This window comes from Pseudomonas sp. DSV-1, assembly GCF_035830915.1.
In the GTDB taxonomy this organism is placed as follows: domain Bacteria; phylum Pseudomonadota; class Gammaproteobacteria; order Pseudomonadales; family Pseudomonadaceae; genus Aquipseudomonas.
In genome coordinates, this window is sequence record NZ_JAYMYG010000001.1 from 5,000,526 (window position 1) to 5,025,496 (window position 24,971).

22 protein-coding genes, 2 tRNA genes and 1 pseudogene are annotated in these 24,971 nt (G+C 58.0%); 7 read left to right on the plus strand and 18 right to left on the minus strand.

What is annotated here, in order from left to right:
* Positions 1–23: 23 nt before the first annotated feature.
* From VSQ83_RS23195 to VSQ83_RS23205, 3 genes are all read right to left on the minus strand, one after another.
* A complete protein-coding gene (locus VSQ83_RS23195) occupies positions 24–656 on the minus strand; it encodes a LysE family transporter (protein ID WP_133079284.1) in 633 nt (210 codons plus the stop codon).
* 105 nt (positions 657–761) lie between these two features.
* A complete protein-coding gene (locus tag VSQ83_RS23200) occupies positions 762–1,319 on the minus strand; it encodes a mechanosensitive ion channel domain-containing protein (RefSeq protein WP_133079285.1) in 558 nt (185 codons plus the stop codon).
* Positions 1,319–3,229, minus strand: a complete 1,911-nt coding sequence (locus VSQ83_RS23205; protein ID WP_133079286.1) for an ATP-binding cassette domain-containing protein — start codon at positions 3,227–3,229, stop codon at positions 1,319–1,321. The genes VSQ83_RS23200 and VSQ83_RS23205 overlap by 1 nt, the downstream gene beginning before the upstream one ends.
* Before the next feature lie 50 nt (positions 3,230–3,279).
* Between VSQ83_RS23205 and VSQ83_RS23210 the strand changes: the two genes are divergently transcribed.
* Entirely contained in the window at positions 3,280–3,744 is a 465-nt protein-coding gene (locus VSQ83_RS23210) for a TIGR02444 family protein (protein WP_219262589.1), read from the plus strand.
* Here VSQ83_RS23210 and VSQ83_RS23215 read toward each other — a convergent pair.
* Positions 3,741–4,670: an AlgP family protein gene (locus tag VSQ83_RS23215; RefSeq protein WP_219262590.1), complete on the minus strand. Its 930-nt coding sequence runs from the start codon at positions 4,668–4,670 to the stop codon at positions 3,741–3,743. The genes VSQ83_RS23210 and VSQ83_RS23215 overlap by 4 nt on opposite strands.
* A gap of 247 nt (positions 4,671–4,917) precedes the next feature.
* Here VSQ83_RS23215 and VSQ83_RS23220 point away from each other — a divergent pair, with 247 nt between their 5' ends.
* The gene (locus tag VSQ83_RS23220) at positions 4,918–5,583 is read left to right on the plus strand and encodes an FKBP-type peptidyl-prolyl cis-trans isomerase (RefSeq protein ID WP_326427610.1); all 666 of its coding nucleotides are present in this window, start codon (positions 4,918–4,920) and stop codon (positions 5,581–5,583) included.
* A 59-nt stretch (positions 5,584–5,642) separates the two neighbouring features.
* Here VSQ83_RS23220 and rsd read toward each other — a convergent pair whose 3' ends face one another.
* The 8 genes and pseudogenes from rsd to VSQ83_RS23260 form a co-directional block, all read right to left on the minus strand.
* Positions 5,643–6,113: a sigma D regulator gene (rsd, locus tag VSQ83_RS23225; protein ID WP_133079290.1), complete on the minus strand. Its 471-nt coding sequence runs from the start codon at positions 6,111–6,113 to the stop codon at positions 5,643–5,645.
* A 191-nt stretch (positions 6,114–6,304) separates the two neighbouring features.
* Positions 6,305–6,832: a disulfide bond formation protein B gene (locus tag VSQ83_RS23230; protein WP_219262592.1), complete on the minus strand. Its 528-nt coding sequence runs from the start codon at positions 6,830–6,832 to the stop codon at positions 6,305–6,307.
* 219 nt (positions 6,833–7,051) lie between these two features.
* Positions 7,052–8,293, minus strand: coding sequence for a heme biosynthesis HemY N-terminal domain-containing protein (locus tag VSQ83_RS23235; RefSeq protein ID WP_133079292.1), 1,242 nt, complete (start codon positions 8,291–8,293; stop codon positions 7,052–7,054).
* Positions 8,290–9,417: a uroporphyrinogen-III C-methyltransferase gene (locus tag VSQ83_RS23240; protein ID WP_133079293.1), complete on the minus strand. Its 1,128-nt coding sequence runs from the start codon at positions 9,415–9,417 to the stop codon at positions 8,290–8,292. Before VSQ83_RS23240 ends, VSQ83_RS23235 begins: the two co-directional genes overlap by 4 nt.
* 16 nt (positions 9,418–9,433) lie before the next feature.
* Complete coding sequence (locus VSQ83_RS23245) at positions 9,434–10,201, minus strand: uroporphyrinogen-III synthase (RefSeq protein WP_326427611.1); 768 nt, start codon at positions 10,199–10,201, stop codon at positions 9,434–9,436.
* Positions 10,198–11,139, minus strand: coding sequence for a hydroxymethylbilane synthase (gene hemC, locus VSQ83_RS23250; protein WP_133079295.1), 942 nt, complete (start codon positions 11,137–11,139; stop codon positions 10,198–10,200). The genes VSQ83_RS23245 and hemC overlap by 4 nt, the downstream gene beginning before the upstream one ends.
* A 127-nt stretch (positions 11,140–11,266) precedes the next feature.
* A complete protein-coding gene (locus VSQ83_RS23255; RefSeq protein WP_133079296.1) occupies positions 11,267–12,013 on the minus strand; it encodes a LytR/AlgR family response regulator transcription factor in 747 nt (248 codons plus the stop codon).
* A pseudogene (locus tag VSQ83_RS23260) lies at positions 12,010–12,141 on the minus strand (sensor histidine kinase); the annotation flags it as partial. The gene VSQ83_RS23255 and the pseudogene VSQ83_RS23260, both read right to left, overlap by 4 nt.
* A 258-nt stretch (positions 12,142–12,399) precedes the next feature.
* Between VSQ83_RS23260 and argH the strand changes: the two are divergent.
* Entirely contained in the window at positions 12,400–13,794 is a 1,395-nt protein-coding gene (gene argH / locus VSQ83_RS23265; RefSeq protein ID WP_326427612.1) for an argininosuccinate lyase, read from the plus strand.
* 67 nt (positions 13,795–13,861) lie between these two features.
* On the opposite strand, the gene VSQ83_RS23270 is transcribed toward argH, so the two are convergent.
* Complete coding sequence (locus VSQ83_RS23270; protein ID WP_133079298.1) at positions 13,862–14,521, minus strand: glutathione S-transferase family protein; 660 nt, start codon at positions 14,519–14,521, stop codon at positions 13,862–13,864.
* 124 nt (positions 14,522–14,645) lie between these two features.
* Between VSQ83_RS23270 and VSQ83_RS23275 the strand changes: the two genes are divergently transcribed.
* Positions 14,646–14,930: a hypothetical protein gene (locus VSQ83_RS23275; protein ID WP_019824424.1), complete on the plus strand. Its 285-nt coding sequence runs from the start codon at positions 14,646–14,648 to the stop codon at positions 14,928–14,930.
* Positions 14,931–14,938: 8 nt separating this feature from the next.
* Here the strand turns inward: VSQ83_RS23275 and dibA are convergent, their stop codons facing one another.
* Positions 14,939–16,861 (minus strand): phosphodiesterase DibA, encoded by a 1,923-nt coding sequence (gene dibA, locus VSQ83_RS23280; protein ID WP_326427613.1) that lies wholly within the window; start codon positions 16,859–16,861, stop codon positions 14,939–14,941.
* 149 nt (positions 16,862–17,010) lie between these two features.
* Between dibA and desA the strand changes: the two genes are divergently transcribed.
* Complete coding sequence (gene desA / locus VSQ83_RS23285) at positions 17,011–18,195, plus strand: delta-9 fatty acid desaturase DesA (protein WP_326398953.1); 1,185 nt, start codon at positions 17,011–17,013, stop codon at positions 18,193–18,195.
* A gap of 53 nt (positions 18,196–18,248) precedes the next feature.
* Here desA and VSQ83_RS23290 read toward each other — a convergent pair whose 3' ends face one another.
* The 3 genes from VSQ83_RS23290 to gabD form a co-directional block, all read right to left on the minus strand.
* The gene (locus VSQ83_RS23290) at positions 18,249–19,463 is read right to left on the minus strand and encodes an HDOD domain-containing protein (protein ID WP_326427614.1); all 1,215 of its coding nucleotides are present in this window, start codon (positions 19,461–19,463) and stop codon (positions 18,249–18,251) included.
* Between the two features lie 144 nt (positions 19,464–19,607).
* Complete coding sequence (gene gabT, locus VSQ83_RS23295) at positions 19,608–20,891, minus strand: 4-aminobutyrate--2-oxoglutarate transaminase (protein ID WP_133079302.1); 1,284 nt, start codon at positions 20,889–20,891, stop codon at positions 19,608–19,610.
* Between the two features lie 175 nt (positions 20,892–21,066).
* The gene (gene gabD / locus VSQ83_RS23300; protein WP_133079303.1) at positions 21,067–22,509 is read right to left on the minus strand and encodes an NADP-dependent succinate-semialdehyde dehydrogenase; all 1,443 of its coding nucleotides are present in this window, start codon (positions 22,507–22,509) and stop codon (positions 21,067–21,069) included.
* A gap of 347 nt (positions 22,510–22,856) precedes the next feature.
* Between gabD and VSQ83_RS23305 the strand changes: the two genes are divergently transcribed.
* Positions 22,857–22,933: transfer RNA gene (locus VSQ83_RS23305), tRNA-Arg, on the plus strand.
* Between the two features lie 186 nt (positions 22,934–23,119).
* A tRNA-Ser gene (locus VSQ83_RS23310) sits at positions 23,120–23,210 on the plus strand.
* A gap of 184 nt (positions 23,211–23,394) precedes the next feature.
* On the opposite strand, the gene VSQ83_RS23315 is transcribed toward VSQ83_RS23310, so the two are convergent.
* Positions 23,395–24,879: a YdgA family protein gene (locus tag VSQ83_RS23315; RefSeq protein WP_326427615.1), complete on the minus strand. Its 1,485-nt coding sequence runs from the start codon at positions 24,877–24,879 to the stop codon at positions 23,395–23,397.
* Between the last annotated feature and the right edge of the window lie 92 nt (positions 24,880–24,971).

The following is a 24,971-nucleotide window of genomic DNA, read 5'->3' on the forward strand; positions in this document are numbered from 1 at the left end:
CCAATGACCGCGACTCAAGATGTTTAGGTCGTAGCGCGATGCAACGTCGCAAGAAAACCTGCTGCGCCCACAAACAGGCCTGCAAAGGTGCGGTTCATGCGGCGCTGTTGCTTTGGGGTGCGCAGCAAACGCAGGACCTTGGACGCCAGCCCGGTGTACCCGGCCATCACGATCAGGTCGACGCAGATCATGGTTGCGCCCAGCGTCACGTATTGAGACACCAGAGGCGCAGTAGGGTTTACGAACTGCGGCAGGACCGCGAGCATGAAAACAAGCGCCTTGGGGTTGCTGACATTGACCAGAAAGCCGCGAAATATCAGTGCCAGTGGTTTACCGATGGGGCGTACAGCCGCGTCATCGCTAAGGTCTGCCGGGAGGGCACGCCACTGTTTGACGGCCAGGTAGACGAGATAGGCCACGCCAAACCATTTGATCGCGTAGAAGGCAGTGGATGAGGCGGCCAGCACTGCACCCACCCCGGCGGCGACAATCGCAATCTGCAGCGCCAGCCCCAGTTGCAGGCCCAAAGCGTTCCAATAGCCACGCCAGAAACCGTATTGAAGGCCGCACGACATCGAGGCAATCGCCCCTGCACCGGGCGACAGACTGATGACCCAACAGGCAGCAAAAAAGGCCAACCACGTTTCCAACGACATCGCACACCTCGGACAAGATCTGTAACAAGTCCTTTAAGCTAATGCGTTGGTTGAAAATTGACCACTACTTTTTATAGCCGCTGCCACAGGTGGATAGCGGTGCCTTTAAAGGTCGCTTTCACGCCAGCGACGGACCGAACGCTGAAAGAACAGGCTGTTGGGGACTTGCACCATGCTGCTGCCACTACCGGCTTCGGCGGGCTCGATCAGGGTGGTGTAGAGCAGGTTGATGGCCACGACCCGACCTTTGACGCCGGGCTTGTCGAGGGTGTCGAGGAGTTCCACGATGTCGCCAATGCGAAACGGGCCCACCGTGAAGATCAGCACCGCGCACAGCAGGTTGGAGAGCACGCTCCACATGGCGAAGAAGGCAATCGCTGCCACGGCCACAAAACCCGAGAGCGCAGTCCACAACACGGTGGCCGATACACCCAGGCGCTCCAGGACGACAATCACCGCACTGCCCATGATGAACCAGCGCAAACCGCCCCGCAGCGGCATCATGAGCTGCGGCGGAAACGGGTAACGCTCGCCCAGCCGAGTCAGGAAACGAGCCACTACGCGCTGAGAGAAATAACCGGCCAGCAGAATCAGCAAAATCTGCAAGCCGATCCACAGCGGTGCAATGAATTCGGCTGGCAGAGGTAAGTGCAGGGCTTCCATCAGGACAGGGCTTCCAGTTCCGCTTGCATGGATTCAAGCAGCTCCAGAGCTTCCATCCAGCGCTCTTCCAACTGACCTTCGAGCACTTTGAGCTTGGCCTGTTCAGCCAGCAGATCTCGCAATTCGTCTTTGCGTGCTGCTTCGTAAACCGCGCTGTCACCCAGGCTGGCTTCGATCTTGGCCAGCTTCTCGTTGACCTTGCCCAGTTCGCTCTCAAGCTTGTCGGCTTCGCGCTTGTGCGGCGCCAGTTGCTGACGCAACGTTGCGGCAGCCTGACGCTGAGCCTTTTTATCGGTCTTGTCAGGGTTGACCGGCGTGTTGCTGGCCGGCGCGTTGCGCAAACGGTAGTCAGCCAGCCAGCGGGCATAGTCTTCGAGGTCACCGTCGAATTCTTGCACCTTGCCATCAGCCACCAGCAGGAATTCATCCGTGGTGCTTTTGAGCAAATGCCGGTCGTGAGACACCACCAGCACTGCACCGCTGAACTCTTGCAACGCCATGGTCAGCGCCAGACGCATTTCGAGATCGAGGTGGTTGGTCGGTTCGTCGAGCAGCAACAGGTTTGGCCGACCCCAGGCGATCAGCGCCAGCGCCAGACGGGCTTTTTCGCCACCCGAGAAGTTCAGCACCGGCTCGTCGATACGCGCCCCACGGAAGTCGAAACCACCGAGGAAGTCGCGCAGGGTTTGTTCACGCTCAGCCGGAGCCAGGCGCTGCATGTGCAACAACGGGCTGGCCTTGGAATCCAGCGAGTCGAGTTGATGCTGGGCAAAGTAGCCAACCACAAGGTTTTCGCCACGGGCCAGTCGGCCCGACAGCGGCTCCAGCTCGCCCGCAAGGTTTTTGATGAGGGTCGATTTACCCGCACCGTTTGGCCCGAGCAAGCCAATACGAGCGCCCGGAACCAGTTGCAATTTGACCTTTTCCAGGATGGTTTTATCGCCATAACCCAGACGTGCATCCGACAAGTCGAGCAGCGGGCTGGAGAGTTTGACCGCTTCACGGAACACGAAGTCGAACGGCGAATCCACATGGGCTGCGCTCAGCTCTTCCATGCGCTCCAGTGCCTTGATCCGGCTTTGCGCCTGACGGGCCTTGGTGGCCTGGGCCTTGAAGCGGGCGATGTAGCTTTCCATGTGCGCACGCTGCGCCTGCTGCTTCTCGTAGGCCTGTTGTTGCTGGGCCAGACGCTCGGCACGGGCACGCTCGAATGCGCTGTAACCACCGCGATAAAGGGTGATCTTGCGCTGGTCGACATGGGCGATGTTATCGACCACTGCGTCGAGAAAATCCCTGTCGTGAGAGATCAGCAGCAAGGTGCCGGGATAATTCTTGAGGAAGTCTTCGAGCCACAGAATGGCGTCGAGGTCCAAGTGGTTGGTCGGCTCATCGAGCAGCAATAGATCCGACGGACACATCAGTGCCTGCGCCAGATTCAGGCGCATCCGCCAGCCACCGGAGAAGTCGGCAACCGGGCGGTCCATTTGTTCGTTGGTAAAACCCAGCCCGGCGAGCATTTTGCGGGCACGGGCATCAGCGGTGTAGCCGTCGGCGCTGTCCAGCTCAGCGTGCAGACGTGCCTGTGCGGCGCCATCCTCGTCGGCTTCGGCCTTGGCCAGGTCGGCTTGGACTTGACGCAAGCGCAGGTCGCCATCGAGCACGTAGTCGATCGCGATGCGGTCGAGGGTGTCGATTTCTTGCCGCATGTGGGCAATCCGCCAGTCGGCCGGGAGCAGACAATCCCCGGAATCAGGCGTCAACTCACCCAGCAGCAAGGCGAACAAAGTGGATTTACCGGCGCCATTGGCGCCGACCAGACCGGCTTTGTGGCCGGCGTGCAGGGTCAGCTCGGCGTCTTCTAGCAGACGTTGCGGACCACGCTGTAAAGTCAGGTTCTGAAGTCGGATCATAATGGCGGCGGAGTCTACCAGCTTCCCTCTCAACTGGCGCGAATTGCACTATGCAGACTGACCTGTGGAATTACTGTTTGAACCTTTACGCCCGCCCCGGTGCAGAACCGGCGTGCCTGCACTTGCAGAGCCAGGGCCTGGATGTGTGCCTTGTGCTGTGTGCGGCCTGGCTTGAGGAGCGTGGCGTGGCCTGCGATGAGGCGCGCCTGGGGCAATTGAAAGCCTGCGCCGGGCCTTGGCAGCGTGAGGTGGTGCAGCCCTTGCGATTATTGCGAACACACTGGCGTGAACCGGCGACACGCGACGATGCGCTGGCGGCGCTGCGCGTGCAGATCAAGTCACTGGAACTGGAAGCTGAGCGGACATTATTGCAGCGCCTGGAGTCGGTGACTCAGGGCTGGTCACTCGCGCAATCGCAAGAGACTTGCGGTTGGCTGCAGAGGATGACCAGCGATGCTGGCCACCTTGATTGCGACGCGCTGCACACGCTGCGCGCCGCAATCAACAACGCTTAAGAAGCGCTGGAGGGGGTGGTAGCCGAGTTTGCTGCGGATGCCGGGGTTGGCGTTGCAGCAACAGCCGTCGTAGCGGCAACGGGCGCTACAGCAGGCTTGGCGGGGGTAGCAGCAGGCTTGGCTGCCGGCTTGGCCGCTACGGGCTTTTTAACAGCCGGTTTTGCAGCGGCTTTTACTGCAGGCTTGGCAGCGGCAGGCTTGGCGGCAGCGGCAGGTTTGGCAGCCGCTGTTTTAGCCACGGGCTTGGCAGCCACTTTCACAGGCGCTTTAACTGCAGCCTTGGCTGGCGCTTTGGAGGCAACCGGTTTAGCCGCTGCGGGCTTGGCTGCCGGTTTGGCGGCAGCTGTTTTAGCGGCTACGGGTTTAGCTGCTGGCTTGGCGGCTGCAGTTTTTGGCGCAGGTTTGGCCGTGCGAGCGGCAACCGGTTTGGCCGCAGGCTTGGCGGCCACTTTGGCAGCAGCCTTGACCGGGGCTTTAGCGACTGCCTTGGCAGCAGGTTTTTTCGCAGCTGACGCGGGCTTGGCATCACGCGTAGACAACGCTTTGCCTACCGCCTCTTTGACCCGGCCAATGCCTTGGGCCAACTTCAGGCTTTCTTGAGCATCGCGTTTGAGTTGCAGGATATAGGTGCGCGTTTCGGTTTGACGATCCTTGAGCGAATCGAGCAGTTGCTCAAGCTCTTTGACGCCCGACTTGGCTTTGGCTTGAGCCTTGGATTTGCCAGCATTGGCGGCATCCTGCAGTTTGGCGCGGGACTTGTGCAGTTTTTCCTGCGCTTTGCCGCGCTGCTTTTCAAGCTTGGCGAGCAATTTCTCAGCATCAGCCAACGCTTGGGAACAAGCGTTTTCCAAATGCTCAAGCAGACTGCCTGAGAGCTGTTGGAGCAAGTGCAACGGCGTATTAACGGGCTTCTTATTGGCCGACATGGTTTACCTCCTGGCTGAAGTGAGTGCGGCTCATACTAGACCTCTGTAACTACCGCCGCTAGGGCATGTTGACACTAAGGATAGCTGTGCGTTGCACGACGTCGAAAAACTTGTGCTGGATCAATCTTTAACCATCACAACGGCTAATTTTTGTGGGTGGTTCAACGTTATCCAAACCCCCGAATAAATCATCGCCGCACGCTTTAGCGCTGGCATAATCCCTCGCATATCACGCCGGAGAACCACCATGCCGCGTTACTTCTTAATGACGTTGTTGTGCCTTGCGCCTTTGGCTCATGCAGCCCCGGCTCCATCCCCCGATGCCGCGCACGACCTGGCCTACAGCCTGGGCGCCAGCCTGGGGGAACGCCTGCGCCAGGAAGTCCCGGATCTGCAGATAAAGGCATTGGTCGAGGCCCTGCGCACTGCCTATCAAGGCAAGCCTCTGGCGCTAAGTGATGAGCGTATCGAACAGATATTGACGCAGCATCAGGCCCAAACCGACAACACGCAAATTCCGCCTGAAAGCGAGACTGCAGCCGAGCCTGAACGTGATTTTTTGCTGAAAGAAAAACAGCAGCCTCAAGCTCGCGAGCTGGCTGACGGCATCATCCTGACCGAGCTCAAACCCGGCACAGGGGCAAAACCTGACACACAGGATTCCGTCTACGTGAGTTATGTCGGCCGTCTGCCCGATGGCACAGTGTTCGACCACAGCACCCAGCCCCAATGGTTTCGCCTGGACAGCGTAATCGCTGGCTGGCGCAGCGCACTGGTGCAGATGCCCGTCGGTGCGAAATGGCGATTGGTGATCCCCTCCAGCCAGGCTTACGGGGCTGAGGGTGCAGGGGATTTGATCGAACCCGATACGCCGCTGGTGTTTGAAATAGAGCTGTTTTCTATCCGCAAGTGAATGCTCGAAAACGAAAAACGGTGCGCCATTGCGCACCGTTTTTTTGACTTGCCCACGGCTTAAGCCTGAGCAGCTTCTTTCTGTTTGTGCGCGTTGTGCAGCACTTCGATCAGGCAATCTTCAAGCTCGAAACGCTCATCCAGCAAAGCGCCCAGAACTTTGATTTCTTCTGCCAGCTTTTCGCAGTCAGGACGATGGGCCTTGCCGTCGCAATGATCGTTGAAAGCCAGGGCCGCTTCGGTAATCACGTTGATCCGCGGGTAGATGGTCTCGGCCAGGGCAAGACCACGCTCATCATTGAAGGCCTGCGCCTCCTGATTCAGCTGCTCGTAAATTTCGAAATGGCCTGCGGAAACATAGTCGACCAGGATCTGGCAAAACTCTTTTTGAGGCCCACGCTTGGGGTTGTTTTGCTGATCGATCAGAGCAGCATAAGCACTCACAAGTTTACGGCGCTCATGCAACCAGCGATCAACCAGTTGGTGGACGCCGTTGAATCGTTCCTGAGCACTCTCACATCTTTCGAGCATGATGATCTCTCTTCCCTTGTGGGCCCATGCCACCCGACGTCAGCCGGGCCTGTGTGAACCAAAACCTGCGCGATTGCACCGGCATTGGGCGGCATAACTCCAGTAATACGTGCGGGCCAGATTATGCCCGCACGGCAACTGCTTCAAGGTACGTATGAGAGAAAATTCATACAAGCGTTTAATCCTGACTGCTACGTTACGTCGCAGCCACGGCGTAATTTGCCTGCGTGCATTGAGCGCGTTATCTGGAAAATACTCACCACGAGCAGACCGATAAAGGCCAGCAGGCTTAACTCGGGAACGCTCAAATCAAATATGGTCCAGTGAATATGAGTGCAGTCATCGCTGCCCCGATAGATCATCGAAAAAAATTCGCCGGGCGACATGCTGTGCCAGGCACAGGTCAGATCCGGCTGACAGAACATCAACTGTTCAGGCGCCAACACTTGCAGCCTGACCTGCCTCAAGGCACTCGCAGCGCCTCCAAGCGCCAGCAATGTGGAGGCAATGGAATAACACCACAGACCCAAACGCCGTGGGCCATGCACAAAAGCCAGCAGGTTGACGAGACAGAATCCCAGCAGGAAAAATCGTTGAACCTGACATAACGAACAGGGCTTTAGCCCGGGGCCATACTCCAGATACAGAGTTGCACCCATCACCAAGGCGCCGATGAGAAAGGCCAAAAAGAAAATTAAACGTGAGCCTGCCAAAAACATGGCTTTTCCGTAACAAATGAGACAGTTGGTTACGGTAGATGAAAGCCATTAGCCCTTTCAAGATGGGCCTGAGCGGATACTTCTTGAAGAAAGTTGGGAATTACCAACAAGAGCTGAAGGCTTAGAGTGCAAGCCACGTAGGAAATACCGACTCGTACCGCACCCACATTCTACTTCGGCCAGTCTGGCGTGCGCCGAAACGCAGCCAGACTGCCTTTTTCAGAGAGTCGTGGCCGTCGCTGGCAAAGGAGAGGCCAGCAAGCGTTCATCCAGCAGATTCAACCCTTCCTGAAAGAGTTGATTGCTGCGCGTTGTATCCCCTAACTGAGCCAGCAGTCGGGCCAGCTCTGCACAGGTTTCAGGGTTGCGCTCAACCTTCAGACTGCTTTCGAGATAGTCGCGGGCCTTGCCCCACAAGCTGTTTTGCAGACACAAGCGACCCAGGGTCAAGAGCAGGCTGGCGTCCCCCGGGTGGGTTTTCAACCATCCTTCGGCGACCTGCAACTGCTTGACCGGGTCGCTGCCGCGCAGCAGGCCATAGAGGCGCACCAGATGGCTGTCATAGTTGCGTTTGAGCGCCCCGCGCAACACTTCCTCAGCTTCGGCTTGCGCGCCCAACTGGCGCAACTGCTCGGCGTAGGCCAGAACCAGCGCAGGCTCCTGGCGTTGAGCCGAAGTGAGTTGTTGCCAGGAGCGCTGCAGCGATTGCAGCCCTGCCTCGCCTTCAGTTTCGCGCTGGGCCGCCAGGCTAAGATTTTGTCCCCAGGCCCGACGCTCAAGCTCGGCAAGCTCCTTGACTGGCAAAACCTTGTCCTTGCGCAACTCTGGCAGCAAGCGAATCAACGCCGCCCAGTCTCCACGCTGCTGGTGCAGACGCTGCAACTGGCGTAGCACCTGGACGTTATGCGGATGACGCTCGTGCATGGCTTGCAAGGTCACCAGCGCACCATCCGTATCGGCGCGGTCCACCTGCAGCTGGGCATGGCTCAAGGCAATGGCCAGCTCGGCTTGGGGCTGACGCTCCAGTGCGCGCTCAAGCAGGTTGTCGCTTTCCTCGTAATGCCCCTGCTCGTTGGCTGCGCGTGCGGCACCCAGGTAGTAGAGCAACGGTTGCGGTTCGGCTTCAGCGGCTCGCGCCAGATGCTTTTGCGCACTGGCCCAGCGACCTTCGGCAAGGTCCATCTGGCCTTGCTCGATGGCGATCTGAACCCGACGGCTGCGATTGCGCCGCGACCACGGGTTCACCAACCCGGTAGAAGCCGTAACCAGCTCCACCAGCAGCTTGCCTCCCCAGACCAGCAACCACAGGACTGCCAACAGAGCGAGCGTTGCCCATAAGCTGGATTCGTAGCGGAAATTTTTATAGGCGATCAGCACATAGCCCGCGTCCTCAGCGATTGCCAGGCCGATGCAGGCCGCAGCTGCAATCAACAAAAACACAATCACGTAGAAACGCTTCATGGAAGTGTCTCCTGTGCCGGGCTGGCAGCCGCTTTACCCGGCTCGTCGGCACGGACATGCCGGCGCTCCAGATAAGCCTGCACAGCACTCAGGGTGGCCGCGAGGTCCGGGGTTTTGACCGTGACCGGCTGCTTGCCGAGCTCGACCACCTGCTCAAGAATTTTTTTACTCTGCGGGTTATCCGGGTTGAAGTTGCCCTTGAGGACTTCTTGTGCCTGCGCCAAGGCCTGGGTATACACCGACTCCTGACCATTGAGGGCCGCCCACTGGGCTTGCTCCAGCGCAAGGCTCAAGGCCAGGCGAACTTGCGTCAGGCTTTGACCTGCCAACAGCGGGCGCACGTTTTTGTCGGCATTGAAGTCGATACGAATGTAATGCGAGATCTCATCCCACCACTGCGCCCAACGGCTCGCGCCATCGCCATCTGCCGTCAGGCTCGCCAGCGAATCACCTTGATTCTGATAGGCAGGGGCCAGTGCGCTGAGCTGCGCGACCTGGTCACGCAAGGCCGCCAGCTGCAAAAACAGGCCAGTGCGATCCGGCTGTTCAATGCTGCGCAGTGCCGCCAGGCTTTTTGCAAGTTGCTCGCGGGCAGCGAAAGAGCCCGGATCATTTTGCTCGCGTAAAATGGCGTCCGCCCCTTGCACCAGCGCCTGGGCGCTGGTGATGTCCTGCAGTGCCGACAAGCGCAAGGTGGCCAGCCGCAACAAGTGCTCGGCCTCGGCCAGACGCCAGTCCTTGCGGCTTTCACCCAAAACGGTTTCGAGGCGCTGGTTCAGGCGCTGCTGATCGCCTTGCAGCTGCACGACCAATTGACGCTGATTATCCAGCTCACCCGCGGAGGGTAATTGGTTGACGCGCGTCAGCAGTTGCTGCTCGCCCTGCTTGATCGACAGCGTTTGCGCGGCCAAGGCTGGCACGTCGCTCAGTTGCTGTTCGGTGGTGGCTTGCAGCTGTCGTACCTGCCACACCCCCCAGCCGCCGACGGCAATGCCGGCTGCGCCCAGCAACAGGGCGAAAACGGCCAGACCATTGCCTCGTCCCTGCGGCGCAGGGTCAGCATTTTTAGCCGGCGCGTCTGGCGCGGACTGTACGTGTTCTTTGGACAAGACTGTTTCGCTCACGAATCCATCCTTTGCATTAAAAAGCAGGTGCGGGATGTTCCCGCAGCGCCGCCAGCAAAGCCGTGGCACTCGCGCCACGACAATCCACAACGTTTTGCGCCCCGGCGCTGCGTGCCATCTCAGCAACCCGAGGGCTTGGAACAAACAATGGCAGACATCCAAGCTGCGGCCAGGTGTCGCCTGCCAATTGGCGTAAATGTTCAAAACCCTGCCCACTGCTGACCACCAGCGCGTTCAGGCGTTCCACTTTAACTCGCTGATACAGGGTCGCAGGCGGGTACGACGGCAGTTCGCGACGATAGAGTTCAAGATAGTCGACCTGCACTCCAAGGCTACGCATACGGTCCGCCAACATCTCGCGACCGCCCTCCCCGCGCAGGATCAAAACCCTGGGCTGATCACAGCCAACTGCAGCTTCGAACTCAGGCATCGCCAGCAGAGCTTCGCTGTCATCCCCGCATTGAGGGTAGCTAACATCAAGGCCGTAGTCGGCGAGAATCTGCGCGGTGGCGGCGCCAACACTGAACCACTTCTGCCGGGGCGCTTGCGGCCAGTATTGATTGACCAGCTCAAGCCCCAGACGCGCCGCAGGCTTGCTGACCACAATCACCGAGCAATAACGGTCAAGACTCGCAATCAGCGCTCGCTGCACATCAGTCAGGGCCAATGGCCTGATCGCCAGAAGTGGCAGGCTGGTGCTGAAAATCCCGGCAGCCGCCAGCTCATGGGTCAGGGCTGCCGACTCCTCAGCAGGCCGGGTCAGCAACAAGCGCCAGCCTGTCACTCGTGACCTGCCTCACCATAGACGGCTTTGAGGATATCCCCGGCGCCCTGGGCCAGCAGCGCCTCGGCCACCTGCACGCCCAGCTCGGTAGCCGCCTCACGCGGTGCCCGGGCATCAGCGCTCAGCAGCACGCCGCCGCTGGGTTCACCGACCAGTCCGCGCAGCCAGATTTGCTCGCCTTCGAGCACCGCATAGCATGCGATCGGGACCTGGCAGCCACCATTGAGGTGTTTGTTCAGAGCACGTTCTGCAGTAACGCGCACGGCGGTATCGGCATGGTGCAAAGGCGACAGCAAGGCATGGATTTGAGTATCTGCGCTGCGGCACTCGATGCCCACTGCGCCTTGGCCGCCCGCTGGCAGGCTGTCATCGATGCTGATGGCCGAGGTGATGCGGTCTTCAAAGCCGAGGCGGATCAGGCCGGCAGCTGCCAGGATGATCGCGTCGTACTCGCCCGCATCGAGTTTGGCCAGGCGGGTGTTGACGTTGCCCCGCAGAAAGCGGATCTCAAGATCCGGACGACGAGTCAGCAACTGGGCCTGACGACGCAGGCTGGACGTGCCGACAACGCTGCCATGCGGCAAGTCATCAAGGCTGGCGAAGGTGTTGGAGACGAAGGCATCACGCGGGTCTTCACGCTCGCAAATGCAAAACAGGCCCAGACCTTCCGGGAAGTCCATCGGCACGTCTTTCATGGAATGCACGGCGATGTCGGCTTCGTTCTCGAGCAGAGCCGTTTCGAGTTCCTTGACGAAAAGCCCCTTGCCGCCGATTTTCGACAGCGGCGAGTCCAGCAGCTTGTCACCACGGCTGACCATGGGCACCAGCGTCACCAAAATACCGGGGTGAGCCTGCTCTAAACGGGCTTTAACGTATTCGGCCTGCCACAGAGCCAGGGCGCTTTTACGGGTAGCGATGCGGATTTCGCGAGAGGACATGGATCAATCCGTACTGAAAAGATACGGCTGATAATAACAGCTCAGCCAAAACAGCTTTGACTTGTATCAGAAAGTCCTCGGCCTCCCTGGCCCAAAAACGGAGCACCAGCGCCTTTTTCTGCGCGAACTACAGCTGCTGCATCATTTTGCGAACACCCGCCACATGCCTTCGGCTCACGATCAGTGCATCGCCGTTGAGCCCTCTAAGGAACAGCTGGAAGTGCCCCAGCGGCGTGCGCTGCAAACGTTCGATCCGATCCCGCGCCACCAATGCATTACGGTGAATTCGCACAAAGCGTTCACCAAACTCGTCTTCGAGCGCCTTGAGTGGCTCATCGAGCAGCACTTCACCACCAGCGTGACGCAAGGTCACGTACTTATGGTCGGCTATAAAATAGATCACTTGGTCGATGGGGATCAGTTCAATGCCTTTTCGGGTTCTGGCACTGATATGACTGCGGGGACCACTGCCGGTTTGCGCGGCAGGCCGGGTGAGCGCGGCCAGCTGGATGCGATTGGGCCGGTGAGCCTCTTTCAAGGCGGCGCTCAAGTCCTGCGCAGTGACCGGCTTGATTACATAGCTGACGCCGCTGTCCTGCAGGGCCTGCACGGAGAATTCGTCCGGCGCCACGCAAAACACCACCGAAGGCGGTAGCTCGCGTTCGCATAATTTGGCTGCAACCTGCAGCCCGTCCAGGCCCGGCAAGCGGATATCCAGTAAAACGACATCCGGCTTCAGGTTTTCGATCAGGGTAAGTGCCTCTTCGCCATTTGTGGCGCCAGGCTCCAGCAACGTGTAACCCCCAAGCGTGCTGAGCAAGTGGCTCAAATGCTCGCGGGCCAGGGTTTCGTCATCAACGATCAGGACATTCATATAGCGCTGTATTCCTGCGTGAGTCTCGCACAAGGATAGCGTAGACAGGTGAAGTGACGACTGTCACGGCGATCCACGCTAAGACTAGCGCGAAGGCCAAAAAGTGCCGCAAACCTCGCAGCAAAATTCACCTGTCTCGGTTGCTCGATTTAATACCGGATACGTCTGGCAATCTACAAAGACCTGCAATGACTGATCCATACGACCAACTGTAGACGGTTGCCAAGACGAAAGTATTCAAACGATACATTTCGTTTCGGATTTTTGTTTATACCGCACTTCACACAAAAACCTGCCGACCTGCGTCAACGCCTTGATTGGCAACCCTGTTATGATCCGCAGTAACTTTTTGTGTAACTCCCCCTCAGCCGATTACGAGCGAATCCATGAGCACCGACAAGACCAATCAGTCCTGGGGCGGCCGCTTCAGTGAACCCGTCGACGCCTTCGTTGCGCGTTTCACCGCCTCCGTCACTTTCGACCAGCGCCTTTATCGCCACGACATCATGGGCTCCGTGGCTCACGCCACCATGCTGGCCAAGGTCTGCGTGCTGACCGATGCCGAGCGCGACAGCATTATCGATGGCCTCAAGTCCATCCAGAGCGAAATCGAAGCCGGCACGTTTGACTGGCGCATCGATCTGGAAGATGTGCACATGAACATCGAGGCGCGCCTGACCGATCGCATCGGCGTAACCGGCAAAAAGCTGCACACCGGTCGCAGCCGTAACGACCAGGTAGCTACCGATATTCGCCTGTGGTTGCGTGATGAAATCGACGTGATCCTGGCTGAAATTACTCGCCTGCAAAAAGGCCTGCTGGAGCAGGCAGAGCGCGAAGCCGAAACCATCATGCCCGGCTTTACGCACCTGCAGACCGCACAGCCCGTGACATTCGGTCACCACATGCTGGCGTGGTTCGAGATGCTCAGCCGCGACTACGAGCGTCTTGTCGACTGCCGCAAACGCACTAACCGCATGCCTCTGGGCAGCGCCGCACTGGCGGGCACCACCTACCCGATCGACCGCGAATTCACGGCTCAATTGCTGAGCTTTGACGCTGTTGGCGGCAACTCGCTGGACAACGTGTCCGATCGCGACTTCGCCATCGAATTCTGCGCCGCGGCCAGTATTGCGATGATGCACCTGTCGCGCTTCTCCGAAGAGCTGGTGCTCTGGACCAGCGCACAGTTCCAGTTCATCGATCTGCCGGACCGCTTCTGCACCGGCAGTTCGATCATGCCGCAAAAGAAAAACCCCGACGTGCCAGAACTGGTACGTGGCAAAAGTGGCCGTGTATTCGGTGCACTGATGGGCCTGTTGACCCTGATGAAGGGCCAGCCGCTGGCCTACAACAAGGACAACCAGGAAGACAAGGAGCCGCTGTTCGACGCAGCCGACACCTTGCGCGACTCGTTGCGCGCCTTTGCCGACATGATCCCGGCGATCAAGCCCAAGCACGCAATCATGCGTGAAGCGGCATTGCGCGGGTTCTCGACCGCTACCGACCTGGCCGACTACCTGGTTCGCCGTGGCCTGCCGTTCCGTGACTGCCACGAAATCGTCGGCCATGCCGTTAAATACGGTGTCGAGACGGGCAAGGATCTGGCAGAAATGAGCCTCGAAGAACTGCGCCAGTTCAGCGATCAGATCGAAGACGACGTGTTTGCCGTGCTGACGCTGGAAGGTTCGGTCAATGCCCGCGATCACATCGGCGGCACCGCGCCGGCGCAAGTGAAAGCAGCTGTTGTTCGTGGCAAGGCGTTGTTGGCTACCCGCTAACTTCTGAGCAATACAAAAAAACGGGCACCTTCGGGTGCCCGTTTTTTATTCAGCGCCAGTACCCGCGTTATTTCTTGCTACTGATCCAGGCCAGAAACTGCGGCATGGCGGCTTCTTTGTCAGCGCCAATTTTTTGCACGTGCGGGTTTTGCTCCAGCCGCTCCAGCAACGCTTTGGCGCCCGGCATGTCAGCCAACAGGTCCAGGCCAAACACCTTGTGCCCAACGGCGCAGGCCAGATTGACGCTGCAAGCGAAGTAAATATCCGCAACACTCAGGGTGTCGCCCGCCACATAGGGGGCGAACTTGCCGTGACGCCTCAATGAAGCCATCCCTTCCAAGAGCTCGATGCGCGCTTTTTCCTTGATCGCTTCCGGCACTTTCATGCCAAAGAATGCTTCGGGGTAACACGCACGTGCAGGCAGCTCGATGTACAGCTCGATTTCCTTCGCCAGCGCCAGCACTTGAGCGCGCTCAAACGGATCAACCGGCAACAGTTTAGGGCCTGGCTGGGTCTGTTCGATGTACTCGAGGATCACGCTGGTTTCATTGACGTAACCTTGCTCAACCCCCAGCACCGGGACTTTGCCACGGGGGCTGATAGCCAGTGCCTCAGGGGTTTGACCCGCGAAAAACGGCACTTCCTCAAACGGTACGCCCTTCTCCAGCAGCGCCAGTTTGACCATGTTGTAGTAGTTGCTGACTGCAAATCCATAAAGCTTGAGCATCACAAAGCCTCCAGGCCGTGTAGGGGTTGGCTGAAGCTGTTATAGAGCTTCGTTACTGGACTGGCTAGCAGCATCACCCGGCTGAATACCGTTAGACTGGCCATCTTTACTTAAGGAGCCTGCCATGAGCGAGCCAGTTGATATCGATAACGAAGAAGAAGAGTTCGCCGAGTCCACGCTGATTCAGGCCATTGAAAACCAGATTGAAAGCGACAACCCGCCTGCCGCTAAAGCCACGTTCAACAAGCTGACGCTGGTCGGCTACGAGCGTGAAGACATCCTGCAGATGATGGCCCACGTGCTGGCCGTGGAGATTGACGCGATCCTCGAAGAAGACCGCGCCTTCAACACCGAGTGGTACGAAACAGCCCTGCGGGCACTGCCGACGTTGCCGCCAGAAAAAAACTGAACCCCGGCTCAGCCGCGAATGGCGGGGGCTCGCTGCCAGTCCAGTTCCGTGGCCGGCATCGGGCGCCCGAACCAGTAGCCCTGACCCAGGTTGCAGTTGAGGTCGAGCAGGAACCGCGCCTGCTCGACCTGCTCGATCCCCTCGGCGTGCACCTGCAAGCCCATGCTTTGTCCCAGCGCAATGACGGCACGCACGATCGCCACATCGTCATTGTCCCCGGGCAACCCGGCGACAAATCCCTGATCAATTTTCAGTTTCTGTACAGGCAATCGCTTGAGTCGCAGCAACGATGAAAAACCGGTGCCAAAATCATCGATGGCCAGGCGCAAACCCAGCGCTCGCAGACGATGCATCTGTTCCAGTGCGACTTGAGAGTTATCCATCACCGCACTTTCGGTCACTTCCAGCTCCAGCAATGCAGGGTCCAGCCCCGTGTCTGCCAGCACCGTTGAAACCAGCGTGTACAGCTCGGGTCGCGCAAATAACCGGCTGGAAATGTTCACCGCCACAAATGACAATTTCAGGCCAGCCGCTTGCCACTGAACCATCTGCCAACAGGCCTGCTCCAACACCCAGGCGTCAATTTCTGCAATCAATCCGGTGCGCTCGGCGATCGGAATAAACTCTCCCGGCGACAACAGCCCCCGCAGTGGATGTTCCCAGCGCACCAGCGCCTCAACACCAATCAGGCGACTGGTTTGCAGATCGTGCACAGGCTGGTAATACACGCGCAGCTCATGCTGTTCCAGGGCACGGCGCAAATCCCCGGCCACCTCAATACGGTACTGCGCATGGGCTGTCAGATCTTCGGTGTACAAGGCATAGCCTTCACGCCCTGTGCTTTTGGCCTTGAACAGGGCCGAGTCGGCATTGCGCAGCAATTGCTCGGCATTCAATGCGTCTTTGGGGAATACGCTGATACCGATACTGGCGCTGATAAACAGCTGGTGTTTATCGACATCGAAGGCGCCTTTCATGACCTCCAGCACCTGTTGCGCAGCATTGGCGGCATGGGCCACTTGCGGGCAATTATCGACCAGCACGGCAAACTCATCGCCACCCAGTCGAGCCACGGTGAAGCCTTTGCCAAATACCCTCTGCAAACGGTCCGCGACTGCCTTGAGCAAAAGATCACCGACGTTATGGCCCAGGCTGTCGTTGATGATCTTGAAGTGGTCGAGGTCGACCATCAGCAGCGCACAGCCCGTCTGATGGCGCTGCGCAGAAGCCAGAGCCTGCTCGGTACGGTCAGTAAACAACAGTCGATTGGGCAAGTCAGTCAGCGGATCGTGATGAACAAGTCGTGCCAGTTCGCTCTGGGAGTTCTTGATCGCGGAAATGTCTGAAAAAACCGCGACATAGTGAGTGACCTGACCCTTGTCATCGGTAATCGAGCGGACTGTCTGCCATTGCGGGTAAATCTCGCCACTTTTACGCCGGTTCCAGATCTCTCCGTGCCAGTCACCGCTTTCGTCTATCGACTTGAAGATCGCCTCATAGAACGCAGGACCATGGCGACCCGACTTGAACATGTTCGGTCGATGGCCCAGCACCTCTTCGGCCGAGTAACCGGTGATCTCAACCAACGCTCGGTTCACATGCACAATTACACCGCGACTATCGGTGACCAGCACCCCTTCGCGCGTGCAATCAAAGACCACGGCCGCCTGGCGCAAGCGTTCCTGATCCTGACGCTGACGCTTCAAGCCGGGGCTCATGCCCAAAAAACCGAACAGGCGAGCCCGGGCGAAGAAAATCAGTACGGCACTGAAAAAGGCAAAAACATAACCGTTTATCAGCTGCCAATGCGCCAGCTGCGCTGAATCATCGAAATAACTGTTCAATAAATGATCAGTTGTCAACAGCCAGAAAACCGATAGCAGCCCGTATAACAAGGCCGTACGCAAGGCATCTCGGGAGGAAACAGACATAAGAAAGTTAAAGCACCTACAAAAAAATGGGAATTATAGTGTAAGAAACATCCAGCCACTCTTATCTGAAAGGGCGACTGGTTTTATCTGGCTGCATGGTGATAATGCGTGTTGCAGTTTTTTTCATCTTCCCGAGGGCCAAACAGCCTATGTGGTACAACGGTTTTCTCGACTTGTCGGCCTGGCAACTGGTGGCAGTCACTCTGTTGATGACCCACGTGACCATTATCGGTGTCACGGTTTATCTACACCGCTACTCAGCCCATCGCTCGCTGGAGCTTAACGGTGGCCTGAAACACTTTTTCCGCTTCTGGCTGTGGCTGACCACGGCGCAGAACACCCGTGAGTGGACAGCCATCCACCGCAAACACCACGCCAAATGCGAAACCGTCGATGACCCGCACAGCCCGGTTATCAAAGGGTTATCGACCGTTTTGCGAAAAGGTGCAGAGCTGTATCGCGAAGAAGCTCAAAATCCTGAAACATTGCGTATTTACGGCAAAAACTGCCCTGAAGACTGGATTGAGCGAAATGTTTACTCGCGTTACAAAATGCTGGGCGTGGCAATCATGCTGGTCATCGACCTGCTGCTGTTCGGTGCCATCGGCCTGACCATCTGGGCCATTCAGATGATGTGGATTCCGGTATGGGCAGCAGGCGTGGTCAACGGCCTGGGCCATGCTGTGGGTTATCGCAACTTTGAATGCCGCGACGCTGCCACCAATCTGGTGCCGTGGGGCATCATCATTGGCGGCGAAGAGCTGCACAACAACCATCACACCTACCCCAATTCGGCCAAGCTGTCGGTCAAGAAGTGGGAGTTCGACCTGGGCTGGGCCTGGATAAAAGTCTTCAGCTTTTTGCGCCTGGCCAAAGTTCAGCGTGTAGCGCCAATTGCCCACCGGGTGGAAGGCAAAGGCAATCTGGACATGGACACCGCGATGGCGATCCTCAACAACCGTTTCCAGATCATGGCCCAGTACCGAAAGCTGGTCATTGCACCGCTGGTTCAGCAAGAGCTGGCCAAGGTCGATCACTCGGTGCGTCACCAGTTCCGTCGCGCCAAGCGCCTGCTTTCACGGGAGACCAGCCTGCTTGAAGAACGTCATCACCAGCGTATCGAAACGATGCTGGAGCACAGCCATTCGCTCAAAGTGATTTACGAAAAGCGCCTGGCCCTTCAACAGATCTGGGTCAAGACCAGCACCAATGGTCACGACATGCTGGCAGCGATCAAGGAATGGGTACACGAAGCAGAAGCCAGCGGGATTCAGTCGCTGCGCGAATTTGCTCACCAGCTCAAGACCTACTCGCTGCGTCCTGCGACGGTTTAAAGACTGGCCCGCCCCCACCGATCAGGTGGGAGCGGGCATGCTCGCTCCCACCACTACGGTTTATCGATCAGCTGCGAAAGCTGCGACATACCCACCCGCAACAAGCGAGCCGTCTTCCCGCCAGCCACCTGGGCAATCCCTTCTTCTGACTCCAGATTGGCCACTTGCGCCGCAAGATTCATCACCAGCGCTTCGCGCGAATACACCCCGCCACCCAAGTGATAAATCGCAGCTATCAACTCGCGCAACTCCAGCGGCAAGCGCCAGCGCGTGCGTAACGCCGAGCCGTAGGCGGCCCCGAATTCGCTCAGAGATGAGTCAATGGCCTGGGTGTCCAGCTCACCACCGGCCTGCTGCCACTCCTCAAGACTGCGCAACAAGGCCAGATCGCCCAATCGATGCAACAGCCCGGCACAATAGCAACGCTCCTGATCCAGATTGAGCATGCCCGCGAGCGTACGGCCGTAGTGCGCCGTACGCAGTGACACAGCCCACTGCTGTTCGGCGTAATCGGCCAGGCAAGGGTCCGTCAGTTGCGGGTTGCGCTTGAGGGTCAGCCCAAGGACCAGATTCATGCTTTGCGCAGCCCCCAGCGACTGCAACGCTTGTGCAAGAGTCTGGGCAGGGCTGGGGCGATGGTGTGCAGCGCTGTTGGCCGCCGCAATCATGACAGCGGTAATTTGCGGATCAGTGCCCACGCCCTGCTCAAGCCGTTCAAGGTCCAGTCCTTCTGGAGCGAGACTGCTCTTGAGCGCCGACTGCACATCAACCAGCAGCGGTGCACCATCAGAAGATGCACGGCGCTGCTCCAGAAACTTCCTGAGGGTCATGCCGGGGGCCAACGGTGGTGCTTCGCACGAAATCTCTTGCCCTGCATTGAGCAGCAGCCCCTTGAGCCGCATGGTCAGGCCGGCAATGTCCAGCGGTGTCGTCAGGTAGGCTGTTGGCGCCAGCGGCAATGCTTCGCGCACACTGGCGCTGTCATTGCGCGCACTCAGCAAAATAAAAGGCTGCGCTGGAACAGCCCGGCGCTGACGCACAGTGCGCAACAAATCCAGGCCGCTGACTCCGGGCAAATCACGATCAGCAATCACAAGTCCGTAGTGTTTTTTGCTCAACTGCGCGAGCGCTTGCTGACCATCCCCACATACATCCAGCTGGGCATCACAACGTACCGTCAGTACCACCTGCTTGAGCAAGTCCTGAGTCCAGGGGTCGGCCTCGGCAATCAATACAGTGGGCACCGCGCTTAAATCTACAACCGTCATCCAATTTTCTCTCCGCACAATGCCTGCACCTTAGTCAAAGGCCGCACGCGGTTACAGAAAAAATCACCCAAACAGATAGTTCAAACGCAAAAAAACCGCCGAAGCGGTTTTTTTGTGTCTCAGATCACACCCTCAAGGGTGGACTCAAGCCAGTTCAGCGAAGCACTCTTCGATGATGGCCAGGCCTTTGTCCAACTGCTCGTTTGGCGAAGTCAGTGGAACCAGCACACGCAGCACGTTGCCGTAAGTGCCGCACGACAGCAGGATCAAACCTTTGTCGCGAGCCTTGGCAACCACTTGCGCCACTGCAGCCGCGTTTGGCTTGTGGGAATCGCCGCCTTCGAACAGCTCGACCGCAATCATCGCACCCAGGGCACGCACGTCACCGATCACCGGGTACTTGGCCTGAATGGCCTTGAGGCCAGTGACCAGACGCTCGCCAACTTCTTTGCAGCGATCCAGCAGGTGTTCTTCTTCAAACACTTCAAGCACTGCCAGCGCAGCTGCGCAAGCAATCGGGCTACCGGCATAGGTGCCGCCCAGACCGCCTGGAGCGATAGCATCCATATATTCCGCCTTGCCACATACACCGGCCAACGGGAAGCCGCCAGCGATGGATTTGGCGAAGGTGGTCAGGTCGGCAGCAACGCCCATCTGTTCCATCGCGAAGAAGGTGCCAGTACGGCCAGCGCCGGTTTGCACTTCGTCAGCAATCAGCAGGATGCCGTGCTTGTCGCACAGCTCGCGCAGGCGGGCCATGAATGCCTTCGGCGCCACGTAGAAGCCACCTTCGCCCTGTACCGGCTCGATGATGATAGCGGCGATGTCTTTAGGCTCGGCATCGTTTTTGAAGATGCGCTCGATGCTGGCGATGGAATCGTCAACCGAGACGCCATGCATTTCGCACGGGAACAGTGCGCGGAAGATGCCGCCTGGCATCAGGCCCATGCCTGCCGAGTACGGTACGACTTTGCCGGTCAGGCCCAGGGTCATCATGGTGCGACCGTGGTACGCGCCGGTGAAAGCGATCACGCCAGCACGGCCTGTGGCAGCGCGGGCGATTTTCACGGCGTTTTCAACGGCTTCAGAGCCGGTGGTGACCAACAGGGTTTTCTTGTCGAAATTACCCGGCACCTTGGCGTTGATCTTTTCGCACAGCTCAACGTACGGCTCGTAAGCCAGTACCTGGAAGCAGGTGTGGGTCAGCTTGGTCAGTTGCTCTTGCACGGCGGCAATGATTTTCGGGTGCAAGTGACCGGTGTTCAGAACAGCGATACCGCCTGCGAAGTCGATGAACTCGCGGCCTTCAACGTCGGTGACGGTAGCGTTTTTTGCCGATTCGGCGAAGATCGGGTGAATCTGGCCAACACCGCGCGGTACAGCGGCTTCACGGCGTTTCATCAGGGATGCGTTGGTCTTGTTGCTCATGGTGTCCTCATTCGCCGCTCTTCAAACGGCAGGGTTCAAGGCTGACGCGCCTGGGAGTCAACGATGCCAGCATTCGATGATCGACTGGCATGGCGCTCCCGGCCACAGGAACTAACAGTTTGAAACGCAGGGGAGGCATCGCTCTCGTGCCCCCGCTGCCGAACCACCTGCCGGGTTAGATGCCCAGGCAGAGATATTTGATTTCCAGGTAGTCTTCGATGCCGTACTTGGACCCTTCACGGCCCAGGCCCGAAGCCTTGATACCGCCGAATGGGGCGACTTCGTTGGAGATCAGGCCGGTGTTCACACCCACCATGCCGTACTCCAGGGCTTCCGCCACACGGAACACGCGGCTCAAGTCGCGGGCATAGAAGTACGATGCCAGACCGAACTCGGTGTCGTTGGCCATTGCGATCACTTCAGCTTCATCTTTGAAGCGGAACAGTGGCGCCAGCGGGCCGAAGGTTTCTTCTTTCGCTACGGCTGCGTTTTTCGGCACGTTGATCAGGATGGTCGGCTCGAAGAAGCTGCCTTCCATGCTGTTGCCACCGGCCAGCAGGGTGGCGCCTTTGCTCAATGCGTCAGCAATGTGTTCTTTGACCTTGGCCACGGCCTTGTCATCGATCAGGGGACCTGTGGTGGTGCCTTCGTCCAGACCGTTGCCGATCTTGAGCTTGGCCACGGCCACTTTCAATTTTTCGGCAAAAGCGTCGTAGACCGAATCCTGAATGTACAGGCGGTTTGCGCAAACGCACGTCTGGCCGTTGTTGCGGTATTTGGAAATGATCGCGCCTTCGACGGCCTTATCCAGGTCCGCGTCGTCAAACACGATGAAGGGTGCGTTGCCGCCCAGTTCCAGCGACACTTTTTTGATGTCCTTGGCGCATTCGGCCATCAGCTGACGACCGATTTCGGTCGAACCGGTGAAGGACAGCTTGCGCACGATCGGGTTGCTGGTCAGCTCGCCGCCGATGTCACCCGCACTGCCGGTCACAACGCTCAGCACGCCTTTAGGGATGCCGGCACGGTGTGCCAGCTCAACCAGCGCCAGCGCCGAAAACGGAGTTTGCGAAGCAGGCTTGATCACCATGGTGCAGCCAGCAGCCAAAGCCGGGCCCGCTTTACGGGTGATCATGGCCGCCGGGAAGTTCCACGGGGTGATTGCAGCGGTCACGCCAATCGGTTGCTTGATCACGATCAGGCGCTTGTCTGGCTGATGGCCCGGGATCACGTCGCCATAGACGCGCTTGGCTTCTTCGGCGAACCATTCGATGAACGAAGCGGCGTAAACGATCTCGCCCTTGGCTTCGGCCAGAGGCTTGCCTTGTTCCAGGGTCATCAGGCGACCAAGGTCGTCCTGGTTTTCGATCAACAGCTCAAACCAGCGACGCAGCTTGTTTGCACGCTCTTTGGCGGTCAGGGCACGCCAGGCTGGCAACGCTTTGTCAGCGGCTTCAATGGCGCGACGGGTTTCAACCGCGCCCATTTTTGGCACTGTACCGATGATTTCACCGGTAGCCGGGTTGTTGACCTTGATTGTCTGGCCACCGTCCGCATCGACCCAAGCACCATCGATATAGGCTTGTTGGCGGAACAACTGTGCGTCTTTGAGCTGCATGTGGGCTTTCCTTAACAGCACCGCGCAGGCGCGGAGCGAATTATTAATAGTAGAAAGGCGCCATAGAAGGCTGCCGTCAGGAAGTCATTCACTGCCAAAGTATCTAGAAAACGCACAAAGAGTTAGCCGTGCGGTTTAGCACTCAGACAAGAGCGTTTGAAATCTCAAACGAATCCTAGGGTCAAAGGGGGTAAAGGACAATAGCCTGTTCGAAAAAAAGAACAAGCGGCCATCTTTTACCGCTTTTCCCCCGGCCCACATTAATAGCCCATAACGCACCAACAAACACCTGACGAATCAGCAGCATGGACGGGGGACACGCAGATGAGTATTATGGCGCCCGCGTCGCACCAGTAGCTCAGCTGGATAGAGTACTGCCCTCCGAAGGCAGTGGTCGTGGGTTCGAATCCCGCCTGGTGCACCATCTTCTTTCCCTTGTCCAAGGGAACAGCGTCAAAACCAAGATTCCCCAACGCATTTTTGCCTCTCGCCGAGAATCCGGTGAGTCGTCGTGTGCCTGTGTTTCGGGGTTTTTTTCAGCTAAACGTCAGCCAGGTTAAATTTTTATGGGCAACTGACGAAAGGCTGGTTACTATACGCGGCGTTTCGCGGAGAGCTGGCCGAGTGGCCGAAGGCGCTCCCCTGCTAAGGGAGTACACCTCAAAAGGGTGTCGGGGGTTCGAATCCCCCGTTCTCCGCCATATTTACGCCGTCTATAGATGCGTTCCCTTATTCAAGGGAACCGTGTTTACCCCCCTCAAAAAATGAACACGACGTGCAGTTGCGCGTGGTTTTTTCGCGCCTGCATAAATCCAGTGGGAGCGGGCTTGCTCGCGATTGAAACGCTGCGGTCTTCAGAAAAACCGCAGCGCTCCCACGAATGATTTACTGCTGGCTGGCGACACCGCCAAAGCGTGTGGTCATTGCAGTGATGAAGTCTTCAAGGCTCATTTTCTGACCATTGAGGTCCACCAGGCCTTCTGCGTAATTGAGCGAAGCCAGGATGTTGTTGCCATCCACTTTGGCCAACCCGGTTTGCACGGCCATCACACCTGCCATCTCACTGTTCATGCTGGCCATTTTGGCAATGGTTTGCGGGTCAGTTTGACCGACCAGTTGCGCCTGAACAGCTGACAGGTCAGCAATCATCGGCTTGGACAACTGCAGTTTTGCATCCAGCGCAGTCAGCATTTGCTTGGTGACTTCGATAGGCGCCGCCTCAAACGAGGTTGGCTTCGCCAGGCTCATGGCAACGTTGAGCTGGCTTTCGCCGTTTTCGGTTTTGATCGTGAACTTTTCCAGCGCCAGCTGCGGTTTGGCGGCCAGCAGTTTTTCAACCTCTACCTGCATCAACACTTGTTCGGCCGGGGTCAGCGGTGTTTGCGGCAAGGTGCCGTCAGCCTGAGGCTGGAATTTGTTCTGGTAGATCTGCAACAGCGCCTGCATGGCCGGGATGTCGAGGCTGCTGGCAGTGAGGACCATTTGCGCGCTGCCCACTGGCTTGCCGTCCAGGGTGATGTCACCCACTTGGTAAGACAGGCGCCCGGACATCAGGTTGCCAGTAGCGGAAGAAGAATCCGCGTACTCGAAGTTTTTGAGCTTGATGACCGATTGTGCGGCGCCATACGTCAGTTGGCCTTCGCTCAGTACCATCACGTTCTGGCCGAGATAGAAGCCAAATGGCGTTTTTTTCAGGTCGCTGGCGAGGGTCAGACCATTGAGTTCGACCAGTACGGGCGGGTTGTCGACCGTGACCGCGTGGAGCTTGAGGTGGTCCATGTAGCCTTTGGCTTTCAGGTTCTGGCCATCGGCATCGGTTTGAGCCTCCATGGTCAGGCCCGAGAAGCTGAAGCTGGAGTTGTCGTCCAGCTTGGTCTCAAGCGCCACCAGTTCCATATGACCATCAACCGAGCGGTTGTAACCCATGGTGACCTGGCCTTTGAGCGGCGTCTGATCCTTGGTTGCAGCGAACCACTTTTCGGTGAAAGGGGATTTTTCCAACGCGTAATTGTTGACTGCCATCACTGGCATCCACTTGAACGTCTTGATGCGCGACCACGGCAGCGGGCCATGCTCGATGTTATCGACAAACAGCAACTCTACAGGTGATGCGTCCGGGCCCGCTTTGTCGTCCTGGAGTTTCAGGCGATAGTGCGCGGTGCTGCTGTAGAGGTTGCGCTCAATAGACACCAGTTCGAGAGTGCCGTGGGTGGTGGAGCCTTGAAGTTGGGTTGCCAGCTCCTGGTTGGATTGCTCAATCGCGGCCTGCAACACACCTTCGATTTTGCTGCCGGTGTACCACGCCCCGGCGGTATTCAGTGCTCCAACAACAATCACAATCCCTGCCAGCACGCCTAATGGTTTGTTCATCAATTGACCCGTTCAATGTCCGTTGTGTTGAAAGTAAAAGCGGTCTTTGCAAAGCCCTTCATGGGCCCAAAGTGCTAGCAGGTTAACACTGG

Excerpts from the sequence above, each read along its gene's own strand:
- VSQ83_RS23235 (WP_133079292.1), bottom strand. The coding sequence starts at position 8,293 with ATGAAGCGTTTCTACGTGATTGTGTTTTTGTTGATTGCAGCTGCGGCC.
- dibA (WP_326427613.1), bottom strand. The coding sequence starts at position 16,861 with ATGTCTGTTTCCTCCCGAGATGCCTTGCGTACGGCCTTGTTATACGGG.
- rsd (WP_133079290.1), bottom strand. The coding sequence starts at position 6,113 with ATGCTCGAAAGATGTGAGAGTGCTCAGGAACGATTCAACGGCGTCCAC.
- desA (WP_326398953.1), top strand. The coding sequence starts at position 17,011 with ATGTGGTACAACGGTTTTCTCGACTTGTCGGCCTGGCAACTGGTGGCA.
- VSQ83_RS23200 (WP_133079285.1), bottom strand. The coding sequence starts at position 1,319 with ATGGAAGCCCTGCACTTACCTCTGCCAGCCGAATTCATTGCACCGCTG.
- gabD (WP_133079303.1), bottom strand. The coding sequence starts at position 22,509 with ATGCAGCTCAAAGACGCACAGTTGTTCCGCCAACAAGCCTATATCGAT.
- gabT (WP_133079302.1), bottom strand. The coding sequence starts at position 20,891 with ATGAGCAACAAGACCAACGCATCCCTGATGAAACGCCGTGAAGCCGCT.
- VSQ83_RS23215 (WP_219262590.1), bottom strand. The coding sequence starts at position 4,670 with ATGTCGGCCAATAAGAAGCCCGTTAATACGCCGTTGCACTTGCTCCAA.
- VSQ83_RS23195 (WP_133079284.1), bottom strand. The coding sequence starts at position 656 with ATGTCGTTGGAAACGTGGTTGGCCTTTTTTGCTGCCTGTTGGGTCATC.
- VSQ83_RS23220 (WP_326427610.1), top strand. The coding sequence starts at position 4,918 with ATGCCGCGTTACTTCTTAATGACGTTGTTGTGCCTTGCGCCTTTGGCT.
- VSQ83_RS23290 (WP_326427614.1), bottom strand. The coding sequence starts at position 19,463 with ATGACGGTTGTAGATTTAAGCGCGGTGCCCACTGTATTGATTGCCGAG.
- VSQ83_RS23315 (WP_326427615.1), bottom strand. The coding sequence starts at position 24,879 with ATGAACAAACCATTAGGCGTGCTGGCAGGGATTGTGATTGTTGTTGGA.
- VSQ83_RS23230 (WP_219262592.1), bottom strand. The coding sequence starts at position 6,832 with ATGTTTTTGGCAGGCTCACGTTTAATTTTCTTTTTGGCCTTTCTCATC.
- VSQ83_RS23210 (WP_219262589.1), top strand. The coding sequence starts at position 3,280 with ATGCAGACTGACCTGTGGAATTACTGTTTGAACCTTTACGCCCGCCCC.
- hemC (WP_133079295.1), bottom strand. The coding sequence starts at position 11,139 with ATGTCCTCTCGCGAAATCCGCATCGCTACCCGTAAAAGCGCCCTGGCT.
- VSQ83_RS23205 (WP_133079286.1), bottom strand. The coding sequence starts at position 3,229 with ATGATCCGACTTCAGAACCTGACTTTACAGCGTGGTCCGCAACGTCTG.
- VSQ83_RS23255 (WP_133079296.1), bottom strand. The coding sequence starts at position 12,013 with ATGAATGTCCTGATCGTTGATGACGAAACCCTGGCCCGCGAGCATTTG.
- VSQ83_RS23275 (WP_019824424.1), top strand. The coding sequence starts at position 14,646 with ATGAGCGAGCCAGTTGATATCGATAACGAAGAAGAAGAGTTCGCCGAG.
- argH (WP_326427612.1), top strand. The coding sequence starts at position 12,400 with ATGAGCACCGACAAGACCAATCAGTCCTGGGGCGGCCGCTTCAGTGAA.
- VSQ83_RS23270 (WP_133079298.1), bottom strand. The coding sequence starts at position 14,521 with ATGCTCAAGCTTTATGGATTTGCAGTCAGCAACTACTACAACATGGTC.